General features: G+C 62.6%; 16 protein-coding genes and 1 riboswitch. Of the genes, 7 read left to right on the top strand and 9 right to left on the bottom strand.

What is annotated here, in order from left to right:
• Positions 1-120 precede the first annotated feature (120 nt).
• The 3 genes from fba to NKJ01_RS15940 all read right to left on the bottom strand — a co-directional run bounded on the left by fba (position 121) and on the right by NKJ01_RS15940 (position 3,289).
• Positions 121-1,185, bottom strand: coding sequence for a class II fructose-bisphosphate aldolase (fba, locus tag NKJ01_RS15950; RefSeq protein ID WP_352600525.1), 1,065 nt, complete (start codon positions 1,183-1,185; stop codon positions 121-123).
• A 159-nt stretch (positions 1,186-1,344) separates the two neighbouring features.
• A complete protein-coding gene (locus NKJ01_RS15945) occupies positions 1,345-1,818 on the bottom strand; it encodes a 6,7-dimethyl-8-ribityllumazine synthase (protein WP_352729266.1) in 474 nt (157 codons plus the stop codon).
• Positions 1,819-1,895: 77 nt separating this feature from the next.
• Positions 1,896-2,041, bottom strand: a riboswitch (FMN riboswitch).
• A 69-nt stretch (positions 2,042-2,110) separates the two neighbouring features.
• On the bottom strand, positions 2,111-3,289 hold the full coding sequence (locus NKJ01_RS15940; RefSeq protein ID WP_352729250.1) for an MFS transporter: 1,179 nt from the start codon (positions 3,287-3,289) through the stop codon (positions 2,111-2,113).
• Positions 3,290-3,336: 47 nt separating this feature from the next.
• On the opposite strand from NKJ01_RS15940, the gene NKJ01_RS15935 reads away from it, so the two are divergent.
• Positions 3,337-3,876, top strand: coding sequence for an Lrp/AsnC family transcriptional regulator (locus NKJ01_RS15935; protein ID WP_352729248.1), 540 nt, complete (start codon positions 3,337-3,339; stop codon positions 3,874-3,876).
• A gap of 18 nt (positions 3,877-3,894) precedes the next feature.
• On the opposite strand, the gene mtnA is transcribed toward NKJ01_RS15935, so the two are convergent.
• Together mtnA and mtnK are read right to left on the bottom strand one after the other, a co-directional pair.
• The gene (gene mtnA / locus NKJ01_RS15930; RefSeq protein ID WP_352729246.1) at positions 3,895-4,989 is read right to left on the bottom strand and encodes an S-methyl-5-thioribose-1-phosphate isomerase; all 1,095 of its coding nucleotides are present in this window, start codon (positions 4,987-4,989) and stop codon (positions 3,895-3,897) included.
• A complete protein-coding gene (gene mtnK / locus NKJ01_RS15925) occupies positions 4,986-6,260 on the bottom strand; it encodes an S-methyl-5-thioribose kinase (RefSeq protein WP_352729244.1) in 1,275 nt (424 codons plus the stop codon). Before mtnK ends, mtnA begins: the two co-directional genes overlap by 4 nt.
• Before the next feature lie 137 nt (positions 6,261-6,397).
• Between mtnK and NKJ01_RS15920 the strand changes: the two genes are divergently transcribed.
• The 3 genes from NKJ01_RS15920 to NKJ01_RS15910 all read left to right on the top strand — a co-directional run bounded on the left by NKJ01_RS15920 (position 6,398) and on the right by NKJ01_RS15910 (position 10,088).
• On the top strand, positions 6,398-7,909 hold the full coding sequence (locus tag NKJ01_RS15920; protein WP_352729242.1) for a sugar ABC transporter ATP-binding protein: 1,512 nt from the start codon (positions 6,398-6,400) through the stop codon (positions 7,907-7,909).
• An 82-nt stretch (positions 7,910-7,991) separates the two neighbouring features.
• Positions 7,992-8,987 carry an ABC transporter permease gene (locus NKJ01_RS15915; RefSeq protein ID WP_352729240.1) on the top strand — a complete coding sequence of 332 codons (996 nt, stop codon included), beginning with the start codon at positions 7,992-7,994 and terminating at the stop codon, positions 8,985-8,987.
• Positions 8,988-9,035: 48 nt separating this feature from the next.
• Positions 9,036-10,088, top strand: coding sequence for a substrate-binding domain-containing protein (locus NKJ01_RS15910; RefSeq protein ID WP_352600511.1), 1,053 nt, complete (start codon positions 9,036-9,038; stop codon positions 10,086-10,088).
• Between the two features lie 241 nt (positions 10,089-10,329).
• Here NKJ01_RS15910 and NKJ01_RS15900 read toward each other — a convergent pair whose 3' ends face one another.
• The 4 genes from NKJ01_RS15900 to NKJ01_RS15885 form a co-directional block, all read right to left on the bottom strand.
• On the bottom strand, positions 10,330-10,602 hold the full coding sequence (locus NKJ01_RS15900; protein ID WP_352729238.1) for a type II toxin-antitoxin system YafQ family toxin: 273 nt from the start codon (positions 10,600-10,602) through the stop codon (positions 10,330-10,332).
• Between the two features lies 1 nt (position 10,603).
• Positions 10,604-10,861 carry a type II toxin-antitoxin system RelB/DinJ family antitoxin gene (locus NKJ01_RS15895; RefSeq protein ID WP_352729236.1) on the bottom strand — a complete coding sequence of 86 codons (258 nt, stop codon included), beginning with the start codon at positions 10,859-10,861 and terminating at the stop codon, positions 10,604-10,606.
• 75 nt (positions 10,862-10,936) lie between these two features.
• Positions 10,937-12,991 carry a bifunctional aldolase/short-chain dehydrogenase gene (locus NKJ01_RS15890; protein WP_352729264.1) on the bottom strand — a complete coding sequence of 685 codons (2,055 nt, stop codon included), beginning with the start codon at positions 12,989-12,991 and terminating at the stop codon, positions 10,937-10,939.
• Between the two features lie 90 nt (positions 12,992-13,081).
• Complete coding sequence (locus NKJ01_RS15885; protein ID WP_352729234.1) at positions 13,082-14,047, bottom strand: sugar-binding transcriptional regulator; 966 nt, start codon at positions 14,045-14,047, stop codon at positions 13,082-13,084.
• 191 nt (positions 14,048-14,238) lie between these two features.
• Between NKJ01_RS15885 and NKJ01_RS15880 the strand changes: the two genes are divergently transcribed.
• The 3 genes from NKJ01_RS15880 (at position 14,239) to NKJ01_RS15870 (ending at position 17,871) form a co-directional block, all read left to right on the top strand.
• Positions 14,239-15,879: an acyl-CoA synthetase gene (locus NKJ01_RS15880; protein ID WP_352729232.1), complete on the top strand. Its 1,641-nt coding sequence runs from the start codon at positions 14,239-14,241 to the stop codon at positions 15,877-15,879.
• A 187-nt stretch (positions 15,880-16,066) separates the two neighbouring features.
• Positions 16,067-16,672 carry a TetR/AcrR family transcriptional regulator gene (locus NKJ01_RS15875; RefSeq protein ID WP_352729230.1) on the top strand — a complete coding sequence of 202 codons (606 nt, stop codon included), beginning with the start codon at positions 16,067-16,069 and terminating at the stop codon, positions 16,670-16,672.
• A gap of 50 nt (positions 16,673-16,722) precedes the next feature.
• Entirely contained in the window at positions 16,723-17,871 is a 1,149-nt protein-coding gene (locus NKJ01_RS15870) for an efflux RND transporter periplasmic adaptor subunit (protein WP_352729228.1), read from the top strand.
• Positions 17,872-17,895: the final 24 nt, after the last annotated feature.

The raw sequence follows: 17,895 nt of genomic DNA, 5'->3' as shown, positions 1-17,895 counted from the left end.
AGAGAGAAGACGGACAAACCCCGTTTTACGGGGCATGCACATGCGGCATTTCGATTCACTCAAAACTTTCCCCGGACAGCCCTGCACAACAAGGGGAGAAGGGAGAACCGCCAAGGCAGGCTATCCGAACTTCGGATCGAGACTGCCTGACTTATACCGCTTGGCCATCTCCGCGACCGGCAGCGGCTTGATCTTCTGCGCGTTGCCGGCGGTGCCGAACTGTTCGAAGCGCTCCTTGCAGAGCTTGCGCATCGCGGCCATGGCCGGCGTCAGATATTTGCGCGGATCGAACTCGCTCGGGTTCTCGGTCAGCACCTTGCGGATGGCTCCGGTCAGCGCCATGCGGTTGTCGGTGTCGATGTTGATCTTGCGCACGCCGTGCTTGATGCCGCGCTGGATCTCCTCGACCGGGACGCCCCAGGTCGGCTTCATCTGGCCGCCATATTTGTTGATGATCTCCTGCAGATCCTCCGGCACCGAGGACGAGCCGTGCATCACCAGATGCATGTTGGGCAGGCGGCGGTGGATTTCCTCGATGACATTCATGGCCAGCACCGCGCCGTCCGGCTTGCGCGAGAATTTATAGGCGCCGTGGCTCGTGCCCATGGCAACCGCCAGAGCATCGACATGGGTGTCCCTAGCGAACTCCACCGCCTGTTCGGGGTCGGTCAGCAACTGGTCGTGGCTGATCGCGCCTTCGATGCCGTGGCCGTCTTCCTGCTCGCCGCCGCCGCTCTCCAGCGAGCCGAGCACGCCGATCTCGCCTTCGACGGACACGCCGCCCCAATGCGCCATGTCGACGACGCGCTTGGTGATGCCGGAATTGTAGGCGTAGTCGGCAGGCGTCTTGCCGTCTTCCTTCAGCGACCCGTCCATCATGACGGAAGTAAAGCCGTACTGGATCGCGGTGACGCATGTGGCTTCGTTGTTGCCATGGTCGAGATGCATGCAGACCGGAATGTCGGGATGGATTTCGACCAGCGCGTCGATCAGCTTGGCCAGCACAACGTCATTGGCATAGGCCCGCGCGCCGCGGCTTGCCTGCAGGATGACCGGCGATTTGGTCTCCTCGGCGGCCTCCATGATGGCGAGGCCCTGTTCCATATTGTTCATGTTGAAGGCGGGCACGCCGTAGCCGTATTCGGCAGCGTGGTCGAGCAATTGTCTCAGTGTTATGCGAGCCACCCAATAGTCTCCCGTATCTGGTTTCAAGCGCAACGTCGCGGGCCGACCGGTTAGCCGGCCGGCCCTTGATGCTTCTGGCCGGATTTCAGCGGAACCGCAACCTTCACGGGTCTTCTCGATCGCAATTCTTGTTGCAGGGCTGAAATCCGGGCTCTTTGGTCAGGCCGCGATCAATTCCCGCGCCGCCAGGAGCTGCACGCAGGCATTGGCCGCTTCCTTGCCCTTGACCGTGAAGTGCTCGAAGAAGAAGCGGTGGTGCTCGGCGCTGTCGTGGTAGTTGTGCGGGGTGAGCACCGCCGACAGCACAGGCACACCGGTCGACAGTTGCACGTTCATCATCCCGTCGATGACAGCGCTCGCGACGAATTCGTGGCGATAGATGCCGCCATTGACGACAAAGGCGGTGCCGAGGATCGCGGCATAGCGGCCGGTCCCGGCCAGAGTCTTGGCGTGGAGCGGGATCTCGTAGGCGCCGGGCACGTCGAAGACATCGACGGCGAAGCGCTCGCCTCCGATGTCAGCCAGTTCCGCTTCGAAGGCCTGCACGCACTGGTCGACGATATCCGCATGCCAGCGCGCGCGAATGACGGCGATGCGAACAGTTTCATAGTCTTTATGGGAATGCTGATTCATGGGTCCATCCTTCCGTTTCGAACCAGAATCAGGACGCACGATACGGATTAAGCCCGCGAAAAGCGGGCCGGCTTCCGTTTCGTTCTCTTCCATCCGGACTCTAACCGTCGGCTCCGGAATCACACCGGATCTGCTGACCCCTCCGACAACCGGAAGGCGCTCGCGGGCTTGGGCCGAAACCCTTACCGCCGGTGGGGACTTTCACCCCGCCCTGAGAACTTTGACGGCTTTGTATGGAAGGGCAGGGGTGCCGCTGTCAACCGGACGAAGAGCCGATGACCAAGACAGTCTGTCAATTGGTTCGGCGCCACGCCGCCGCCGACGCCGCAACCAGCATCAGCACTGCCGCTACCGCCGCGCATGTCGCAAAACCAAAGCTGGAATAAAGCGGTCCGAAGCTCGTTGTGCCGACAAAGACGGCTAGATAGGTCACCGCGCTGTTCAAGCCCATGATCGTGCCGCGTCGCGACGGATCGAGTGCCGACAGGCGCATCACCAGAACATTCAGGCCGAAATGATTGGCCAGTCCCCAGACCGCCACCATGGTCAAGGTCAGCCCGAAACTGCCGCTCGTCGCGGCCATGGCGACATAAACGACGGCGACCAGCAGATAGGCGAATGGCATGACGCGTCGTGCACCCAGCCGATCGATGATGCCGTCGAGGAGAGCAGCGGTACCGAACCCGATGCCATAGGCGAGTGCGGCGAGCCCATTGGCGCTGACCGGCTCTCCCAGCCCGACGTGAAGGTGGTCGCCGAGATAGCCATAGACACCATAGAAGGCGGTCATGAATGCGGCGCAGGCAATGAGCAGCGGGACGATGCCGGCAATGCCGAGCGCGTCCAGCGGGGTCGGTGCCGGGCCGCTTTTCCTGACATCGTTTAGCGAGGAGAGTGAGAGGCCGGCCAATGCAAGCACCGCCAGCAGAGCGACTGCTGCGAAAACGGCGCGCCAATGCACGAGATCGGCAAGCACCGCCGAAAGCGAAACACCGGCCACCATGCTGAGCGTCCATCCGGTCAGCACGACGCCGATCGTGCCGCTTTCACGGCCGGGCGGCGCGATGGCGGCCGCACTTGCGTAGATCGCCGGCATGGCGATGCCTGCAGCGATGCCCGCAAGCAACTGTGCCGCGATCAGCATGACCACCGTAGGCGCTATCGCACTTGCGACCAGCGCGATCGCCAGCAACAGCAATGCGCCCTGCAGCATCCGGCGTGCACCGAGCCGGTCGATGTAGCGGGCCAGGAACAGGGCGCTTGCGGAGGTGCCGAGGCCGAACGCGGCCGCCGCGATCATCACGGCCGGCACGCTGGTTGCGAAAGACGAGGCCACCGCCGGAGCTATCGGGCCCAGCACAAGCGAGTTCGATCCGATGACCGCAATGCAGCCGGTCAGCAGGTAAGCAAGCGCCGGGATAGGGGCGCGGGCGCTTGGCGCCAGTGATGCAACTTGATCTGCGTTCGACATATCGTCATGATCGCCGTATTTTATTCAGCTGCAATCGGGAATTGGCCATGGATGAAGAAACAGATGGTATTCCGCTGAACAAGGCTGCGACCCGCGACCTCGACGCGACAGACCGAAGAATATTAGGCGTCCTGGTCGATGACGCCACGATCAGCTACGCCGAACTGGGCGATCGCGTGGGCTTGTCGCCTCCTGCCGCGCACGAGCGCGTCAAACGCCTTCGGCGCAGCGGCGCCATCCGCAACACCGCGGCGATCATCGATCCCCGGGCGGTGAAAAAGCCTTTGCTTGCCTTTGTCCATATCGACACCAAGGGCTGGGGAAAGACCCCAGAACTGATGGCGGTCTCGGAGTATCCGGAAGTTGAGGAGATCCATTCGGTCGCCGGTGACAGCTGCATGCTGCTCAAGGTCCGCACCGAGGACACCAGGGCACTCGAAGGACTGCTGTCCCGCCTTTACGAGACGCCTGGTGTCACCTCGACCCGCAGCTATGTGGTGCTGTCGACTTATCTCGAGCGGCCGGTGCAGCCCGGCACCACCACCGAGTGGCCAACGCCAAGGCATATGGCCAAGCCGCTGTATTGAGGGTTCGACGGCCGGTTCTTACCCGCGCTCGGGAAACATCGCCTTCAGGCCCTCGCGCGATGCCTTGGCGACGCCGCGTTCGGTGATCAGGCCGGTCACCAGCCGCGCCGGCGTCACGTCGAAAGCCGGGTTTGCCGCGGGCGTCGTCTCCGGAGAAATGCGCACCTGGGCAATCTCGCCGCTGGCGGTCTTGCCCCAGACCAGCGACACCTCGTCGGAAGAGCGCTGCTCGATCGGGATTTCGGCCAGGCCGTCATGCACCGTCCAGTCGATGGTCGGCGACGGCAGCGCGACATAGAACGGCACATCATTGTCGGCGGCGGCGAGCGCCTTCAGGTAGGTGCCGATCTTGTTGCAGACATCCCCATTGGCAGTCGTGCGGTCGGTGCCGACGATGACCATGTCGATTGCGCCGCGCTGCATCAGATGGCCGCCGGCATTGTCGACGATCAGCGTGTGCGGCACTCCGTGGCCGGCCATCTCCCATGCGGTCAATTGGGCGCCCTGGTTGCGTGGCCGCGTCTCATCGACATAGACGTGGACAGGAATGCCGGCCTCGGTGGCCAGATAGATCGGCGCGGTGGCGGTGCCGTAGTCGACGGTGGCCAGCCAGCCGGCATTGCAGTGGGTCAGGATGTTGACCGGTTCGCCCTGCTGCTTGCGCGCCGCGATCGCCTTGATGATGCCGAGACCATTCTCGCCGATGGCGCGGTTGAGGCCGACATCCTCGTCGGCGATCTCACTGGCGCGTCGGTAGGCGGCTTCGGCGCGTTGCTCTGCTGGCAGCGGCCGCAGGAAGCGCCGCATCTCGTCCAGCGCCCAGCGCAGATTGATCGCGGTCGGGCGCGTCTCGTGCAACGTCTCCCACGCGGCATCGAGCGCCGCATCGGAGGGATCGTCCGCCATCTGCATGGCGACGCCATAGGCGGCGGTGACGCCGATCAATGGCGCGCCGCGCACCCACATGTCGCGGATAGCAATGGCGATGCCGGCAACCGTGCCGATCGTCTCGATGCGGAAATCATGCGGCAGCCAGCGCTGGTCGATGATCTCCACCGAACGCCCGTCGTCGCTCAGCCAGATGGTGCGATAATGGCGGTCGCCGACGTTCAAATGCTGCTCTCCTGTTCGATCAGCGCGGCCAGTTGATTGACCTCGTCGATGCTGTGGATATGGCGCCGGTTGACGGCGATGTGACGGCCGAATTTCAGCGCCTTTGCTTCACAACTGGCGCGCAAATCCTCGTCGGCAATGGTCTCGAAGTCGGCATTGTGGGCGAGGCCGAGGATGCGCCGGTGCACCTCGATGCCGGCAAAGCCGAGCAGGTCAGTCCAGATCTGGTGCAGCACATGGTCGAGTGCCTGCTCGGCACCGAGCCTGTCGCCCTGATCCTCGAACAGGCTCTTCTGATAGAGCATGCCGGTGCGTTCGGTGCGCCACAGATGCGAGAACTCGGCGCGGAACACTGACCAGGTCTCGACCGTCACCTCGAGCAGATAGGCGCGCATGGCATCGCGCTTTCCTTCCTGCTCGTGCCCGCGTTGCGAGAAGAACGACATCCAGAAATTGGCGAGCAGCATGCCGACATCGAAGGCCATCGGACCGTAGAAAGCGAATTCCGGATCGATCATCCGGGTTTCCGTGTCGGTGATCATGATCGAGCCGGAATGCAGGTCGCCATGCAGCAGCGTTTCGGCATTGGCGGCGAAGATGTGCTTGAGCCGCTGCGCCTCGACCTTGAGGTCGCGGTCGGCGCGCAGTTCGGCGACGAGGCCGTCGAGCTGCGGCGAGGTATGGCGGTTCATCCTCGCGTCGAAATAGGGATCGGAGAACACCAGGTTCTCGGTGATATCGCAGAGTTCGACATTGTCGGCGAACAGCGCCAGATCCGCCTTGCGGTCTTTGGCCGCCATGTGCAGGTCGGAGCCGCGAAACAGGGTGCGGGCCATGAACAGGCCGATATCCCGAGCAATGTTCGGCAATTGCCGGCCTTCGATCAGCGCGCGGCGCAGGATGATGTGCGGCGGCGCTAGATATTCCATGATGATCAGCGCCTGGCTTTCGTCGAAATAATGGATCGCCGGCACCGAGCCCGGCGCGCGCGCTTCTTGCCTTGTCAGTGCATGATATTCGAAGAAGGAGCGCTTTAGGGGCAGCGGCCAGCTGTCGCCGACCAGACGGACATAGGGCAGGGCCTGCTTGACCACCGCCGCACCGCTGGCGCCCTCGACGATGAAGACGAGGTTGAGATTGCCGTCACCGACCTCGCGGACCTTCCAGCGTGTGGTGTCATTGCCGATCTTCGCGCACAGCGCGTCGTTTGTGCCGAGGCGGGCAGCCAAGGTTTCGACCGACAGGGCTTCGAACGGCAAGTCTTCAGTCATCGTCATCCTCCCGCATATGCGCGCCCCGAACATAATCGAGGCATGGCGGTCGGGCCAAGCTAGGAAGCGCTCTGGCAATTGTCAATCGTGTTGACAATTGCCGATACAGCCCATAGCGTCATGTCAGGGAGGAACGCATGGTCGGCAATGCCGTGTTCCGCGTAGAGGGACTGAGGAAATCCTTTGGCCATAACGAGGTGCTTGGCGGCGTCTCGCTCGAATTGCATGCGGGCGAAGCGACCGTGCTGATGGGCGCCAACGGCGCCGGCAAATCCACCCTCGTCAAGATCATTTCCGGCGTCTACGAACGCGGTGGCGGCACGATGGCGCTCGCCGACCAGGATTTCGCCCCGAAAACGCCGGCCGAGGCGATCCGCGCCGGCGTCGTCACCGTTCACCAGAACATCAATGACGGTGTCGTCGCCGATCTCGACGTTGCTACCAATCTCACTCTCGACAGGCTGAGCGGCAGCGGCGCGCCGACCCTGTTCAATCCGGTGCGCGTGCGCCGGGAGGCCAAGGCGGTCGCCGACCGCATGGGGCTGGCCATCGATCTGAAGGCGCGGGTAAGCGATCTTTCGCTGGCCGATCGCCAGATGGTGGCGATTGCCCGTGCGCTGGCGCACCAGCCGAAAGTGCTGATCCTCGACGAGCCGACCTCATCGCTCTCCAGCACCGAGGCTGATCGGCTGTTTGCGCTGATCGACAGGCTGCGCGAGCAAGGCGTGGCGATCCTCTACATCTCGCATCGCATGTCTGACATCAGGCGGCTGGCCGATCGCATCGTCTCGATGCGCGACGGGATCATCTCAGGCATCTTCGACAAGAAGCCACTCGACTATGAAGGCGCGGTCAACGCCATGCTCGGCCGCAAGATCCATCTCGACCAGATCGTTGTCAGGAATTCGGCCAAGGCAATCCTGACGATCGAGGGCCTGCGCATCGCGCCAGGTGCCCGGCCGATCTCGCTGACGCTCGGAGACGGCGAGGTCGTTGCCATCACCGGCCTCGTCGGCGTCGGCAAGACAGCACTCGCCGAGACGCTTTTTGGCGTGCGTAGGCCGCTTTCCGGCACCATGACGATGAACGGCAAGCCTTATGCGCCGCGATCAACGGGTGAGGCGATCGCCGCCGGAGTGTTCCTTGTCGCCAAGGACCGCGGCGAGAACGGCATCGTCGGCGGCTTCAACATCCAGGAGAATATCAGCCTGCCGTTTCACAAATGCATGTCGCGTTTCGCTGTTCTCAAGCGCCGTCTCGAACGCGCCACGGCTCGCCGGCAGATACAGGAACTGGGCATCGTCTGCCGCTCCGAGAAGGACGAGATGTCGGAGCTGTCCGGCGGCAACCAGCAGAAGGTGATGGTCGCCCGCTGGATGGCGCAGGATGCAAGGCTGTTCATTCTGGACGAGCCGTTTCAGGGCGTCGACATTTCCGCGCGGCGCGATATTGCCGCCAAGCTCAGGGCAAGTGCCAACGGCCGCGCCACGCTGTTGTTCGTCACAGAACTCGACGAGGCGCTGGAGACCGCCGACCGCATCCTGGTGATGTCGGAGCAGACCATCGTCGGCGAACACCGCAATGCCGAAGTCGATCTCGATCGGCTGCTGGCCGAAGTCGCTGGTGGGCGGCTGCACAGCGCCGCCTGAGCGTGGCGGTGAATAGGAATTGGAATGGAGAGACAATGGGTTCGAGTTGGGTAAAGACGGCAGCGGCGCGTGGGAGCGCTGAATGACGTTGCGCGACCATGCCATCCGCTATGGGTTCATCGTGCTCTTGTTCGGGCTCGTCGCCTATTTCGCGGTCGCCGCCGACGGTTTCGTCTCGCCGCAAAGTGCCGTCTTCATCTTCCAGTCTGTTGCCATCACCGGCGTGCTGGCGCTCGGCGTCACCGCGACGCTCGTCGTTGGCGGCTTCGACCTGTCGATCGGCTCGGTCGCTACATCAGCCATGATGGCCGCCGCCTATGTCATGGTGGTGCTGGAGCAGAACGCTTTTGTCGCGGTCGTCGTCTGCCTGCTGATAGGCGCCATTGTCGGCCTGATCAACGGCTGGTTGATCGTCTACATGCGCGTGCCCGATCTGCTGGCAACGCTCGGCATGATGTTCCTGCTCGTCGGCCTGCAGCGCATCCCGACTGAAGGCCGCTCGATCGCCACAGGCATGACCATGCCGGACGGTTCGGTCGCCAACGGTAAATTCTCTGACGCCTTCCTCGCGCTTGGCCGCCACCGCTTCGATTTCTTCATCCCCAACCTCATACCGGTGTCGGTGGTGGTGCTGCTCGTGCTCGCCGTGCTGATCTGGTTCTTCCTCGAATACACCCGTTTCGGCCGCATGATGTATGCGGTCGGCAGCAACGAGCGCGCCGCCGAACTCGCCGGTGCGCCTGTCAAGGCATACAAGATCTGGGCCTACGTCATTTCAGGAGTTTTTGCCTCGATCGGCGGCATATTGCTCGCCGCCCGGCTTGGACGCGGCGACATCGCCTCGGGTAATAATCTGCTGCTCGATGCTGTTGCCGCGGCGCTGATCGGCTACGCGGTGCTCGGTGCCGCCAAGCCGAACGCCTTCGGCACCGCCATCGGCGCGCTGTTCGTCGGCATCTTGCTGCAAGGCCTGACGATGATGAACGCGCCTTACTACACGCAGGATTTCGTCAAGGGCGTGGTTCTGGTCGTCGCCCTTGTCTTCACCTTTGCGCTTTCGGGCAGGGGCAGGAGGTAGTTTCGACCGGAACAGGATTTTGGGTTCAACAAGAGTGGAGGAAAACAAGTGAGCATTACAAGAAGACTTCTGGGGAAGGTGGCGCTCGGATTGGCCGGCGCAACCATGCTGATGCAGTTCCCGGCCCTGGCCGCCGACAAGCCGGCGCCTTTCGACAAGCCCGGCGTCAAGATCGCGCTGGTGCGTTATCTCTCGACCGGTGACTTCTTCCAGGCCTATCTCAGCGGCGTGGAGGCACAGTCGAAGGCGCTCGGCATCGACCTGCGCGTGCTCGACAGCCGCCAGGACGCCGCGCTTCAATCCGACATGGTCGACCAGGCCATTGCGCTCGGCGTTCAGGGGATCATCATCCAGCACGGCCTGACGGAATCGATGAAGGACGCCGCGCAGCGTGCGGTCGACGCAGGCATCAAGGTTGTGGCTTTCGACGTCAATGTCGAGAACCCCAAGATCCCGCAGGTCGAACAGTCCGACCGCGACTTGGCCCGCCTCGCGCTTGAGCAGGCGGTCAAGGACAATGGCGAGAGCTGGGATGCCGGCTATGTCTATGTCGCCGGTATCGCGCCGCTCGACCGCCGCAACGAGACCTGGGTCGACGTGAAGAAGAAGTATGCCGGCATCAAGGAAGTCGCGATGTTCGGCACGCTCGACAATCCGATCGCCAATTCCGTCGCCAACCAGGCGCGCTCGGTGCTGTCGGCCCATCCCGACATCAAGGTGATGTTCGCCCCCTATGATGAATTCGCCAAGGGCGTGAAGATCGCCGTCGACGAAGCGGGTTTGAACAAGGGCATCAAGATCTATTCGGCCGACATCTCGACCTCGGATATTTCGGCGATGCGCGAGCCCGACAGCGCCTGGGCGGCGACCGCCGCCACCAACCCGGCCGTCGTCGGCCAGGTCTCGGTGCGCGCGCTGGCGCAGCTGCTGGCCGGTGAAGACCCCGGCCACAACGTTATCGTGCCGCCGACGCTGATCACCCAGAAGGACCTCATCGACAAGGACATCAAGAACATGGAGGATCTGTCAGCCAAGCTGCCGCAGTTCGCCCATGCCGATGTCGCGATGCCAGCCTGGATGCCGAACCCGAACGCGAAGTAGGCGTCGCTATCGAAGGCCGCTTGCAGCAGCTTGTTGCAGGCGGCCTTCTTGCCGAATATTTGTAGAGCCAGTCCGCTGGTTCTGATCGAGGAAGACCTCTCCGGTGCCGTCGCCGGAACATTTTTTCGATGCCCACTGACCACCACTGGCGTCGTGGTGTTGGGCGGATCGAGTGGCCGCGTCGATGTCGGGCGCGCGCGTTTTTTTGCAAACGAGGGTGCTGTAGCAGACCGGTTTCGGGCTACTCATTGAACAGATCGGAGTGAGAGCCGGTGCCAGCAAGCTGTAATTCGTCGCTGGCCACCCGATAGATCAAGAGCCAGTCTGGTTCAATGTGCGCGTCACGATAGCCTTTCCAGTCGCCCTTCAAGGGGTGATCCTTATAACTCGCCGGCAGCTCATCTCCGGCGATCAGCCGGCCGAGCAGTTCGCGCAATTTGCCAAGGTCTTTGCCACGCTTCTCCATACGTTTCACGTCGCGACGGAATTGCCCGGAGCGAACAGGCGTCAGCACATCAGATGCCCAAATCCTTGAACAGCTCATCGGCCGAGGTGAAACGCTTGCCCTTGCCCTGTTCCAATTCGGCCATGGCCTTTCGAGTGGTTGCGTTAGGCACCTTCACCGGAAAGGGAAATTCCTTGTCGGCAGCGACGCGAACCAGAAGCAGGCGGATGGCGTCGGAAACCGACAGGCCCATTGCCGCCAGGGCTTCTGTTGCCTGATCCTTTGTCGCCGTATCGATCCGAGCGCGGACCACGGTATCAGTTGCCATGTTATAACTCCTCTGAGTGAGCTACAATGTAGCTACGGATTGCTAGCTACGCAAGCCGGTTGATGCTCTCTCAATCTACCGCAACGCCGCCGCGATATTGCCGCCGTCGACCGTCGTCACGTCGGCGGTGGTGCGATCAGCCAGCGCATGATGGAGGAATGCCTGCGCCACGTCCTGTGCCGTCACTTCCTGGCCGAGCAGATTTCCGGACATGTAGTCCTTCTCCGACACGCCGCGCGCGCCCGATCGGCTGGCGATCATGGCGTCGGTCAATAGACCTGAGCGGATACGGTCGGCGTTGACGGCGTTGGAGCGGATGCCATGCGCGCCATAGTCGAGCGCGTATTGCCTCGACAGGAACAGGGTCGCTGCCTTCGGCACGCCATAGGCGCCGAACTTCGGCCCCGGATTGACCGCTTGCTTGGACGTGTTGAACAACAACACGCCGCCAGTGCCTTGCTCGAGCATGATGCGCACGGCGTTCTGCGCCACCGACTGATGGGCGAAGAAGTTGAGCTCGAAGCTTTTGCGCAAAAGCGCATCGTCGAGTTCGCCGATGCGGCCTTCCCAGGCAGCGCCCGCATTGGAGACTAGGATGTCGACACCGCCGAACACGGCGACCGCTCTGTCGAAAGCGGCGCGCACCTGTGCCGGGTCGGTAATGTCGGCGGCGACGCCGATCGAACTGTTGCCGGCTTTCTTCGCCGCCTCTGCGGCCCTTTCGGCGTCGAGATCGACGACAACGGCATGGGCGCTATTGTCGGCGAACAGTTTTGCTGTCGCTGCACCGATTGCGCCGGCGCCGCCGGTGATCAGCACCACTTGGCCGGTCAGCGGCTTCGGCTTGTTGGAGGCAAGCTTGGCCTGTTCGAGCGACCAGTATTCGAGCGGGAACAGGTCGGCCTTGGAGAGCGGATGGAACCGGCCGACCGCCTCGGCGCCGCGCACCGCCTCGATCCACATCTCGCCGACATCCGACGCGATCTTCGCATCCTTCAAGGTGCGGCCATGGCCGAACATGCCGAGGCCCGGCACCAGCGTCAGCCGCGGCATCTGGTCGAGCATGGTGCGCTTGACGTCGTCGAGCGCATCATTGGCTTCGAAATACGCGCGGTAATCCTTGGCGAAGGCGTCGACATGGTCCTTGATCACCGCCTTGTAGTCGCCGGCCTTGTCGGCATCGGGCGCCGGCAGCGCCATAGGTCCGGTCTTGATGCGGATCGACAGATCAGGCGTCGACACGCCGCGTCCGGCATAATCGGCAATCTCGGCCGAATTGATGAAATCGACGATTGCCGGCGAAGTGCGGAAGTCGCTGATCATGCGGTCGAAGCGGCCTTCGCCGCGAGCCACGGCAACGGCACCACGCAGCATCGGCGCGATGGACGCCGGTGTCGCGAGCTTTGCCGGCAAGGCCGCCTTTGCCACCTTGGGCTTGCCGCTTGCGGCAATATAGTCCTCGGCGACGTTCACATAGTGGATCATCCGGTCGTAGGCCTGCCTGGCATCGTCGCCGAAGGTGAAGATGCCATGCTTGTCGAGGATCAGGCCCTCGACCGTGGGGTCGGCGTCGAAGATATCGGCCGCCGCCTTGGCAAGGTCGAAGCCGGGCATGATGTAGGGCACGTAACCCATCTTGCTCCCGAAGACCGTCTTCACCAGCGGCTTGGAGTCTTCCTGGTCGACGATGGCGAGAATGGCGGTCGAGTGCGTGTGGTCGACGAATTTGTGTGGCAGGAAGGCATGCAGCAGCGTCTCGACCGAAGGGTTTGGCGACGACGGATCGATGAGGTTGACGCGCTGCAGCGCGACCATGTCCTCGTCGGCCAGTTTGTTCAGCGCGCGCGCCTTGAGCAGTGGCTTGAGCTTGACCGCCGGCAGGCCCTGCGGCTCGATGACGCCCATATCCCAGCCGCTGCCCTTGACGCACAGCACGTCCCACTCGTCGCCGACAAGATCGACGGCCGTCGTCTTGCAGGAGGTGTTGCCGCCGCCATGCAGCACCAGTCTCGGTTCACCGCCCAGCAGCCGCGTCGTGTAGACGCGCAAGGCCAGGTCGCGGCCGACGCCCTTCCTTGCATAGTCGGCAACGAGCTTTTCGGCTGCATCGTCATTCCACAGGTTCTTCATGTTCGCTTCGTCCAATTGCTGTCTTCGATGGTGAAACAGGAATGCCGCGACGCTTTGATGACAATGCGACGGCGACGGGAGTGCTGATTGTTAGGAAGCCTTTTCTGTCGTGGCGGCCGCATGATCCAAGAGCCGCTGCGCCATGCGCGCGCCGACCACCAAATGCGTGCAAAGGCCACCGGCGATCGCCGCGAGCAGCGGTTCGAACTTGCTGTCCTCCTGTACGACCATCAGCCGCCGGGCGATGGCGCGCAGTGAGGCAAGTTCGGCGGAGATCACCCGCCTGTTATAACTGCAGTCGAGCACTTTGCCCCCGGCGTCGATGATCTGCCCGGCAATGACGCCGGCAGCACCCTGCTTTCGCAGTTCCGCCATTTCACTTGGTGTCAGCGCGCCGCATTTGACCAGATGGCTGTCGGCATCGACCGCGCCGACCGAGTATAGCGCCAGATCGCATTCGCCGACGCCCGATAATTGTTCGCGGATCACCGGTTCGGCACGCAGCGCGCGCGCCAGCTCTTCCGTCGACAGCACCAGCGGTGCGTAGAAATTGAGCCCCTTGGCGTTGAGCCGCCGCGCGATTTCCATCGTGCATTGATCGGGCCGGTAGGAATAGGGCGCGCCGAGATTGCCGCAGAGCTGCACCACCGTGACATCCTGCAGGTCGGCATAGGACATGATGTCGGCGATCATGTAGACGGTGCGGCCCCAGGCGACGCCAATGCGGTCGCCCTTCTTGACCAGTTCGAGAAAGACGCTTGCCGCCAGCACGGCGATTTCCGTCGATGGGTCGGCGATATGGTCGTTTTCAGGCGCGATCCAGACGGCGTCGAGGCGCAGCGCATCCTCGAGCTTGCGTGCCAGCACATCGTCGGTGAAAAGTTGGGTCGAGGTCGAGATGTTGACGATGCCGGTCTCGCGCGCCTTGCGCAGATACATGGCGACCGAGGCACGGGAAATGTTAAGCTGGCTCGCCACCTGGTCCTGCCGCAGGCCATGGGCATAATAAAGCCAGGCGGCCTTGTGGATAAGTTGTTCTGCCGGTCTGATCGCCATGCCGTCTCCTCGGCTGACATTATTCACGGCTCTCGACAAAAGTCAAACTGGACACGGGTATGCGATGCCCTTTGGCGCGGCGAATCTGGATCATCATTGCGCCAAATGCGCTCCAACGGGGCATCGTTGATGGTGACGCGGCCCGAGGTCGTGATTAGAACGTCTAAAGAAAGAACGCGGGGAGTATGGGGATGGGCAATCCTTACGAACAGGATCTCGACAAGAATGCGGCCAACCACCAGCCGCTGACGCCACTCACCTATCTGGAGCGCGCGGCCAGGACCTATCCCGACCATATCGCCATCATCCACGGCCGCCAGCGCATCGACTATCGCGATTTCTGGCAGCGCTCGCTGAAGCTTGCCTCGGCGCTTCAGAAACGCGGCATCGGCAAGGGCGACACGGTCACCGTCATGCTGTCCAACACGCCGCCGATGCTGGAGGCGCATTTCGGCGTGCCGATGACCAAAGCGGTGCTGCATTCGCTCAACACACGCCTCGATGCCGCGGTCATCGCCTTCCAACTCGACCACGCGGAGACCAAGGTGCTGATCGTCGACCGCGAGTTCTCCAGTGTCATCAAACAGGCCCTGGAACTGGCCAAGGTCAAGCCGCTGGTCATCGACTATGACGATCCCGACTACGCCGCCGACGCGCCGTACCCAAAAGGCGAGCGGATTGGCTCGCTCGACTATGAGGCCTTTGTCGCCGGTGGTGATGCGGATTTCGCCTGGTCGATGCCCGACGACGAGTGGGACGCGATCTCGCTCAACTACACGTCGGGCACCACGGGCAATCCGAAGGGCGTGGTGTACCATCACCGCGGTGCCGCCCTGATGGCCTACACCAACACCATCCATGCCGGCATGGCCAAGCATGCGGTCTATCTGTGGACGCTGCCGATGTTCCACTGCAATGGCTGGTGCTTTCCCTGGACGCTCGCCGTCCAGGCCGGCACCCATGTCTGCCTGCGCTGGGTGCGGCCGAAGCCGATCTACGATGCGATTGCCGATCATGGCGTCACCCATCTATGCGGCGCACCGGTCGTCATGTCGGTGCTGATCAATGCGAAGGACGGGGACAAGCGGGAATTCCCGCAGACGGTCACCTTCAACACGGCCGCCGCACCGCCGCCGGAAGCCGTGCTGTCGGGGATGGCCGACGCCGGCTTCGCCGTCACCCATCTCTACGGTCTCACCGAGACCTACGGCCCGGCGGTCGTCAACGAATGGCACGGCGCCTGGGACGATCTCGAAAAGGGCGAACGCAGCGCCAAGAAGGCACGGCAGGGCGTACGCTATGCGGCACTCGAAGGCTTGACCATCATGGATCCCGAGACGATGCGGACGACGCCGGCGGACGGCGAGACCATCGGCGAGGTCATGTTCCGCGGCAACATCGTCATGAAGGGCTATCTGAAGAACCGCAAGGCGAGCGATGAGGCCTTTGCCGGCGGCTGGTTCCATTCCGGCGATCTCGGCGTCATGCATCCCGACGGCTATATCCAGCTCAAGGACCGCTCCAAGGACATCATCATCTCGGGGGGCGAGAATATCTCCTCGATCGAGGTCGAGGATGCGCTCTACAAGCATCCCTCTGTCGCCTCTTGCGGCGTCGTCGCCAGGCCCGACGACAAATGGGGCGAGGTGCCCGTCGCCTATGTCGAATTGAAGCCCGGCAAGTCGGCGACCGAGGCCGAGATCATCGAACACTGCCGCGCGCTGCTTGCCCGCTTCAAAGTGCCGAAGGCGGTGATCTTCGCCGAAATCCCGAAGACCTCGACCGGCAAGATTCAGAAGTTCCGGCTGCGCGAAATGGCAAAGGTCGCCTGAATCGCCGACAGTCTCTCGCGGAAAATATTCTCTACAGTCCGCATCCTCTGGTGGCTTCGTGACGTCTATCGAATGTCACCATCTGTCAACAATCGTACAAGTACGCCGAAATCGCATTGACAGGTCACTCGTTTCGATTTACGAGTGACGAAAATTGAAATTCGTCATTCGTAAAGCAACAGAGGTCATGTCCGAAGCCGCCACCATCGTCGCCGACGCCGCCCGACAGGAAAATGTGACGCGCATTCTCGATTGCGCCGAGCGCTTGTTCCGCCACTACGGCTACGGCAAGACCAATGTCGCCGACATCGCCCGCGAACTCGGCATGTCGCCGGCCAACATCTACCGCTTCTTCGCTTCAAAGTTGGAAATCCAACAGGCGGTCTGCGGTCGGATTCGCGGCGCGATCTATAAGATGGCCTACGATATTGCCCACCTGCCGATCAGCGCCGAGGAGCGGCTTCGGCGCTACATACATGCCCAATACAAGATGACGACGGAAGTCATGCTCGACGAGCAGAAGGTCCACGAGATTGTCGTCGTCGCACTCGAACGGGACTGGGGCGTCATCGACAAGCATGTCGACAGCATTCACGACCTGTTTGCGGACGTGATCCGCGACGGCATCGAGGCCGGCGAGTTCAGGGAACAGGATCCGGTGATCGCGTCTCGGTGCTTCGGCGCCTCGACCGTCATTCTGTGCCATCCGCAGATGGTGGCGCAATGCCTTGCCAAGACCAACCGGGCGATGCCCGACGACCTGATCGACTATGCGATCAGGGCTTTGAAGTAATAGCCGCCAAACGCCGGTGTCGACCGTTCATCTCCAGTCGGGAGTACAAGATGTCTTTGTCCAGTTCCATCCTCCGCAAACTGCCAGTTGCCGGCCTGATGGTCGCGGCCCTCGGGCTCGCCGGCTGCAGCCAGGAAAAAGCCGAAGTCAAGGAAATCATCCGTCCGGTCAAGGTCGTCGAGATCGCCCAGGCGCATGATACCCGCACGCTCTCCTATTCCGGCTCGGTGCGGGCCCGCACCGAAAGCGCGCTGGCTTTCCGGGTCAACGGCAAGATCACAGAGCGCCTCGTCGACATCGGCCAGCACGTGGCCTCGGGCGATGTGCTCGCCCGCATCGATCCCATCGACTACGACCTTTCGGTCAAGAGCGCGCAGGCAGCCCTTGATGCCGCCGATCGGCAGGTCGAGACATCGGAGCTTGCCCGCAAGCGTGCCGAACAGCTGTTCGACAAGAACTTCGCGCCGAAATCGCAGCTGGAGCAGGCGACCCTGGCCTACGATCAGGCCGTCGCCACCCGCGATTCCGCCCGCTCGACGCTCGCCCAGGCCAGGAACCAAGTTGGCTATACCGATCTCAAGGCCGACCGGGATGGCATCGTCACCGCAGTCAGCGCCGATGTCGGCCAGGTGGTCGGCTCCGGCTCGCCGGTGATCACCGTCGCGGTCGACGGCGAAAAGGAAGTGCTGATCGCCGTTCCGGAAATGGAAATCGCCGAATTCAAGCCGGGCAAGGTCGTCAAGGCGGGCTTCTGGTCCGACGACGCGTTGGCGCTGGACGGCAAGGTCCGCGAAGTCTCGGGCAGCGCCGATCCGCAATCGCGCACCTTTGCCGTCCGCGTCAGCCTGCCAAACGACCCGCGCGTGCTTCTCGGCATGACCGCCAGCATCGAAGCCTCGGCGGCCAATGAGCGGCAGCTCGTCTCGATCCCGCTGAGCGCATTGGCTGAGAAAGACAGCCAGTCGATCGTCTGGACCGTCGATCGTGGCGCCGACACCGTTCATGCCCGTCCGGTCAAGGTAGCGAAGTTTGCCGCCGATGGCGTGCGTGTCGCAGAGGGTCTGAAGCCCGGCGACGTCGTGGTCGCTGCCGGCACGCAATTCATGGCCGAGAATCTCAAGGTGAAACTCACCGGTGACACGGTGCTGCAATCCGCCTCCGCGGCGGGTGACGGCGGCGACACCAAGCAGGTGCGCTGACAACAGACAACCGGCTGCGCGTTC

The sequence above is a fragment of the Mesorhizobium sp. M0276 genome (assembly GCF_040321755.1).
GTDB lineage: Bacteria > Pseudomonadota > Alphaproteobacteria > Rhizobiales > Rhizobiaceae > Mesorhizobium.
The sequence above is the reverse complement of the archived record's forward strand: the minus strand, read 5'-3'. Positions and strand labels throughout refer to the sequence as shown.

What these genes read in the sequence shown, in the direction of transcription:
- NKJ01_RS15945 (WP_352729266.1), bottom strand. Translation starts at nt 1,818, where the DNA reads ATGAATCAGCATTCCCATAAAGACTATGAAACTGTTCGCATCGCCGTC.
- NKJ01_RS15940 (WP_352729250.1), bottom strand. Translation starts at nt 3,289, where the DNA reads ATGTCGAACGCAGATCAAGTTGCATCACTGGCGCCAAGCGCCCGCGCC.
- NKJ01_RS15935 (WP_352729248.1), top strand. Translation starts at nt 3,337, where the DNA reads ATGGATGAAGAAACAGATGGTATTCCGCTGAACAAGGCTGCGACCCGC.
- mtnK (WP_352729244.1), bottom strand. Translation starts at nt 6,260, where the DNA reads ATGACTGAAGACTTGCCGTTCGAAGCCCTGTCGGTCGAAACCTTGGCT.
- NKJ01_RS15920 (WP_352729242.1), top strand. Translation starts at nt 6,398, where the DNA reads ATGGTCGGCAATGCCGTGTTCCGCGTAGAGGGACTGAGGAAATCCTTT.
- NKJ01_RS15915 (WP_352729240.1), top strand. Translation starts at nt 7,992, where the DNA reads ATGACGTTGCGCGACCATGCCATCCGCTATGGGTTCATCGTGCTCTTG.
- NKJ01_RS15895 (WP_352729236.1), bottom strand. Translation starts at nt 10,861, where the DNA reads ATGGCAACTGATACCGTGGTCCGCGCTCGGATCGATACGGCGACAAAG.
- NKJ01_RS15890 (WP_352729264.1), bottom strand. Translation starts at nt 12,991, where the DNA reads ATGAAGAACCTGTGGAATGACGATGCAGCCGAAAAGCTCGTTGCCGAC.
- NKJ01_RS15885 (WP_352729234.1), bottom strand. Translation starts at nt 14,047, where the DNA reads ATGGCGATCAGACCGGCAGAACAACTTATCCACAAGGCCGCCTGGCTT.
- NKJ01_RS15880 (WP_352729232.1), top strand. Translation starts at nt 14,239, where the DNA reads ATGGGCAATCCTTACGAACAGGATCTCGACAAGAATGCGGCCAACCAC.
- NKJ01_RS15875 (WP_352729230.1), top strand. Translation starts at nt 16,067, where the DNA reads ATGTCCGAAGCCGCCACCATCGTCGCCGACGCCGCCCGACAGGAAAAT.
- NKJ01_RS15870 (WP_352729228.1), top strand. Translation starts at nt 16,723, where the DNA reads ATGTCTTTGTCCAGTTCCATCCTCCGCAAACTGCCAGTTGCCGGCCTG.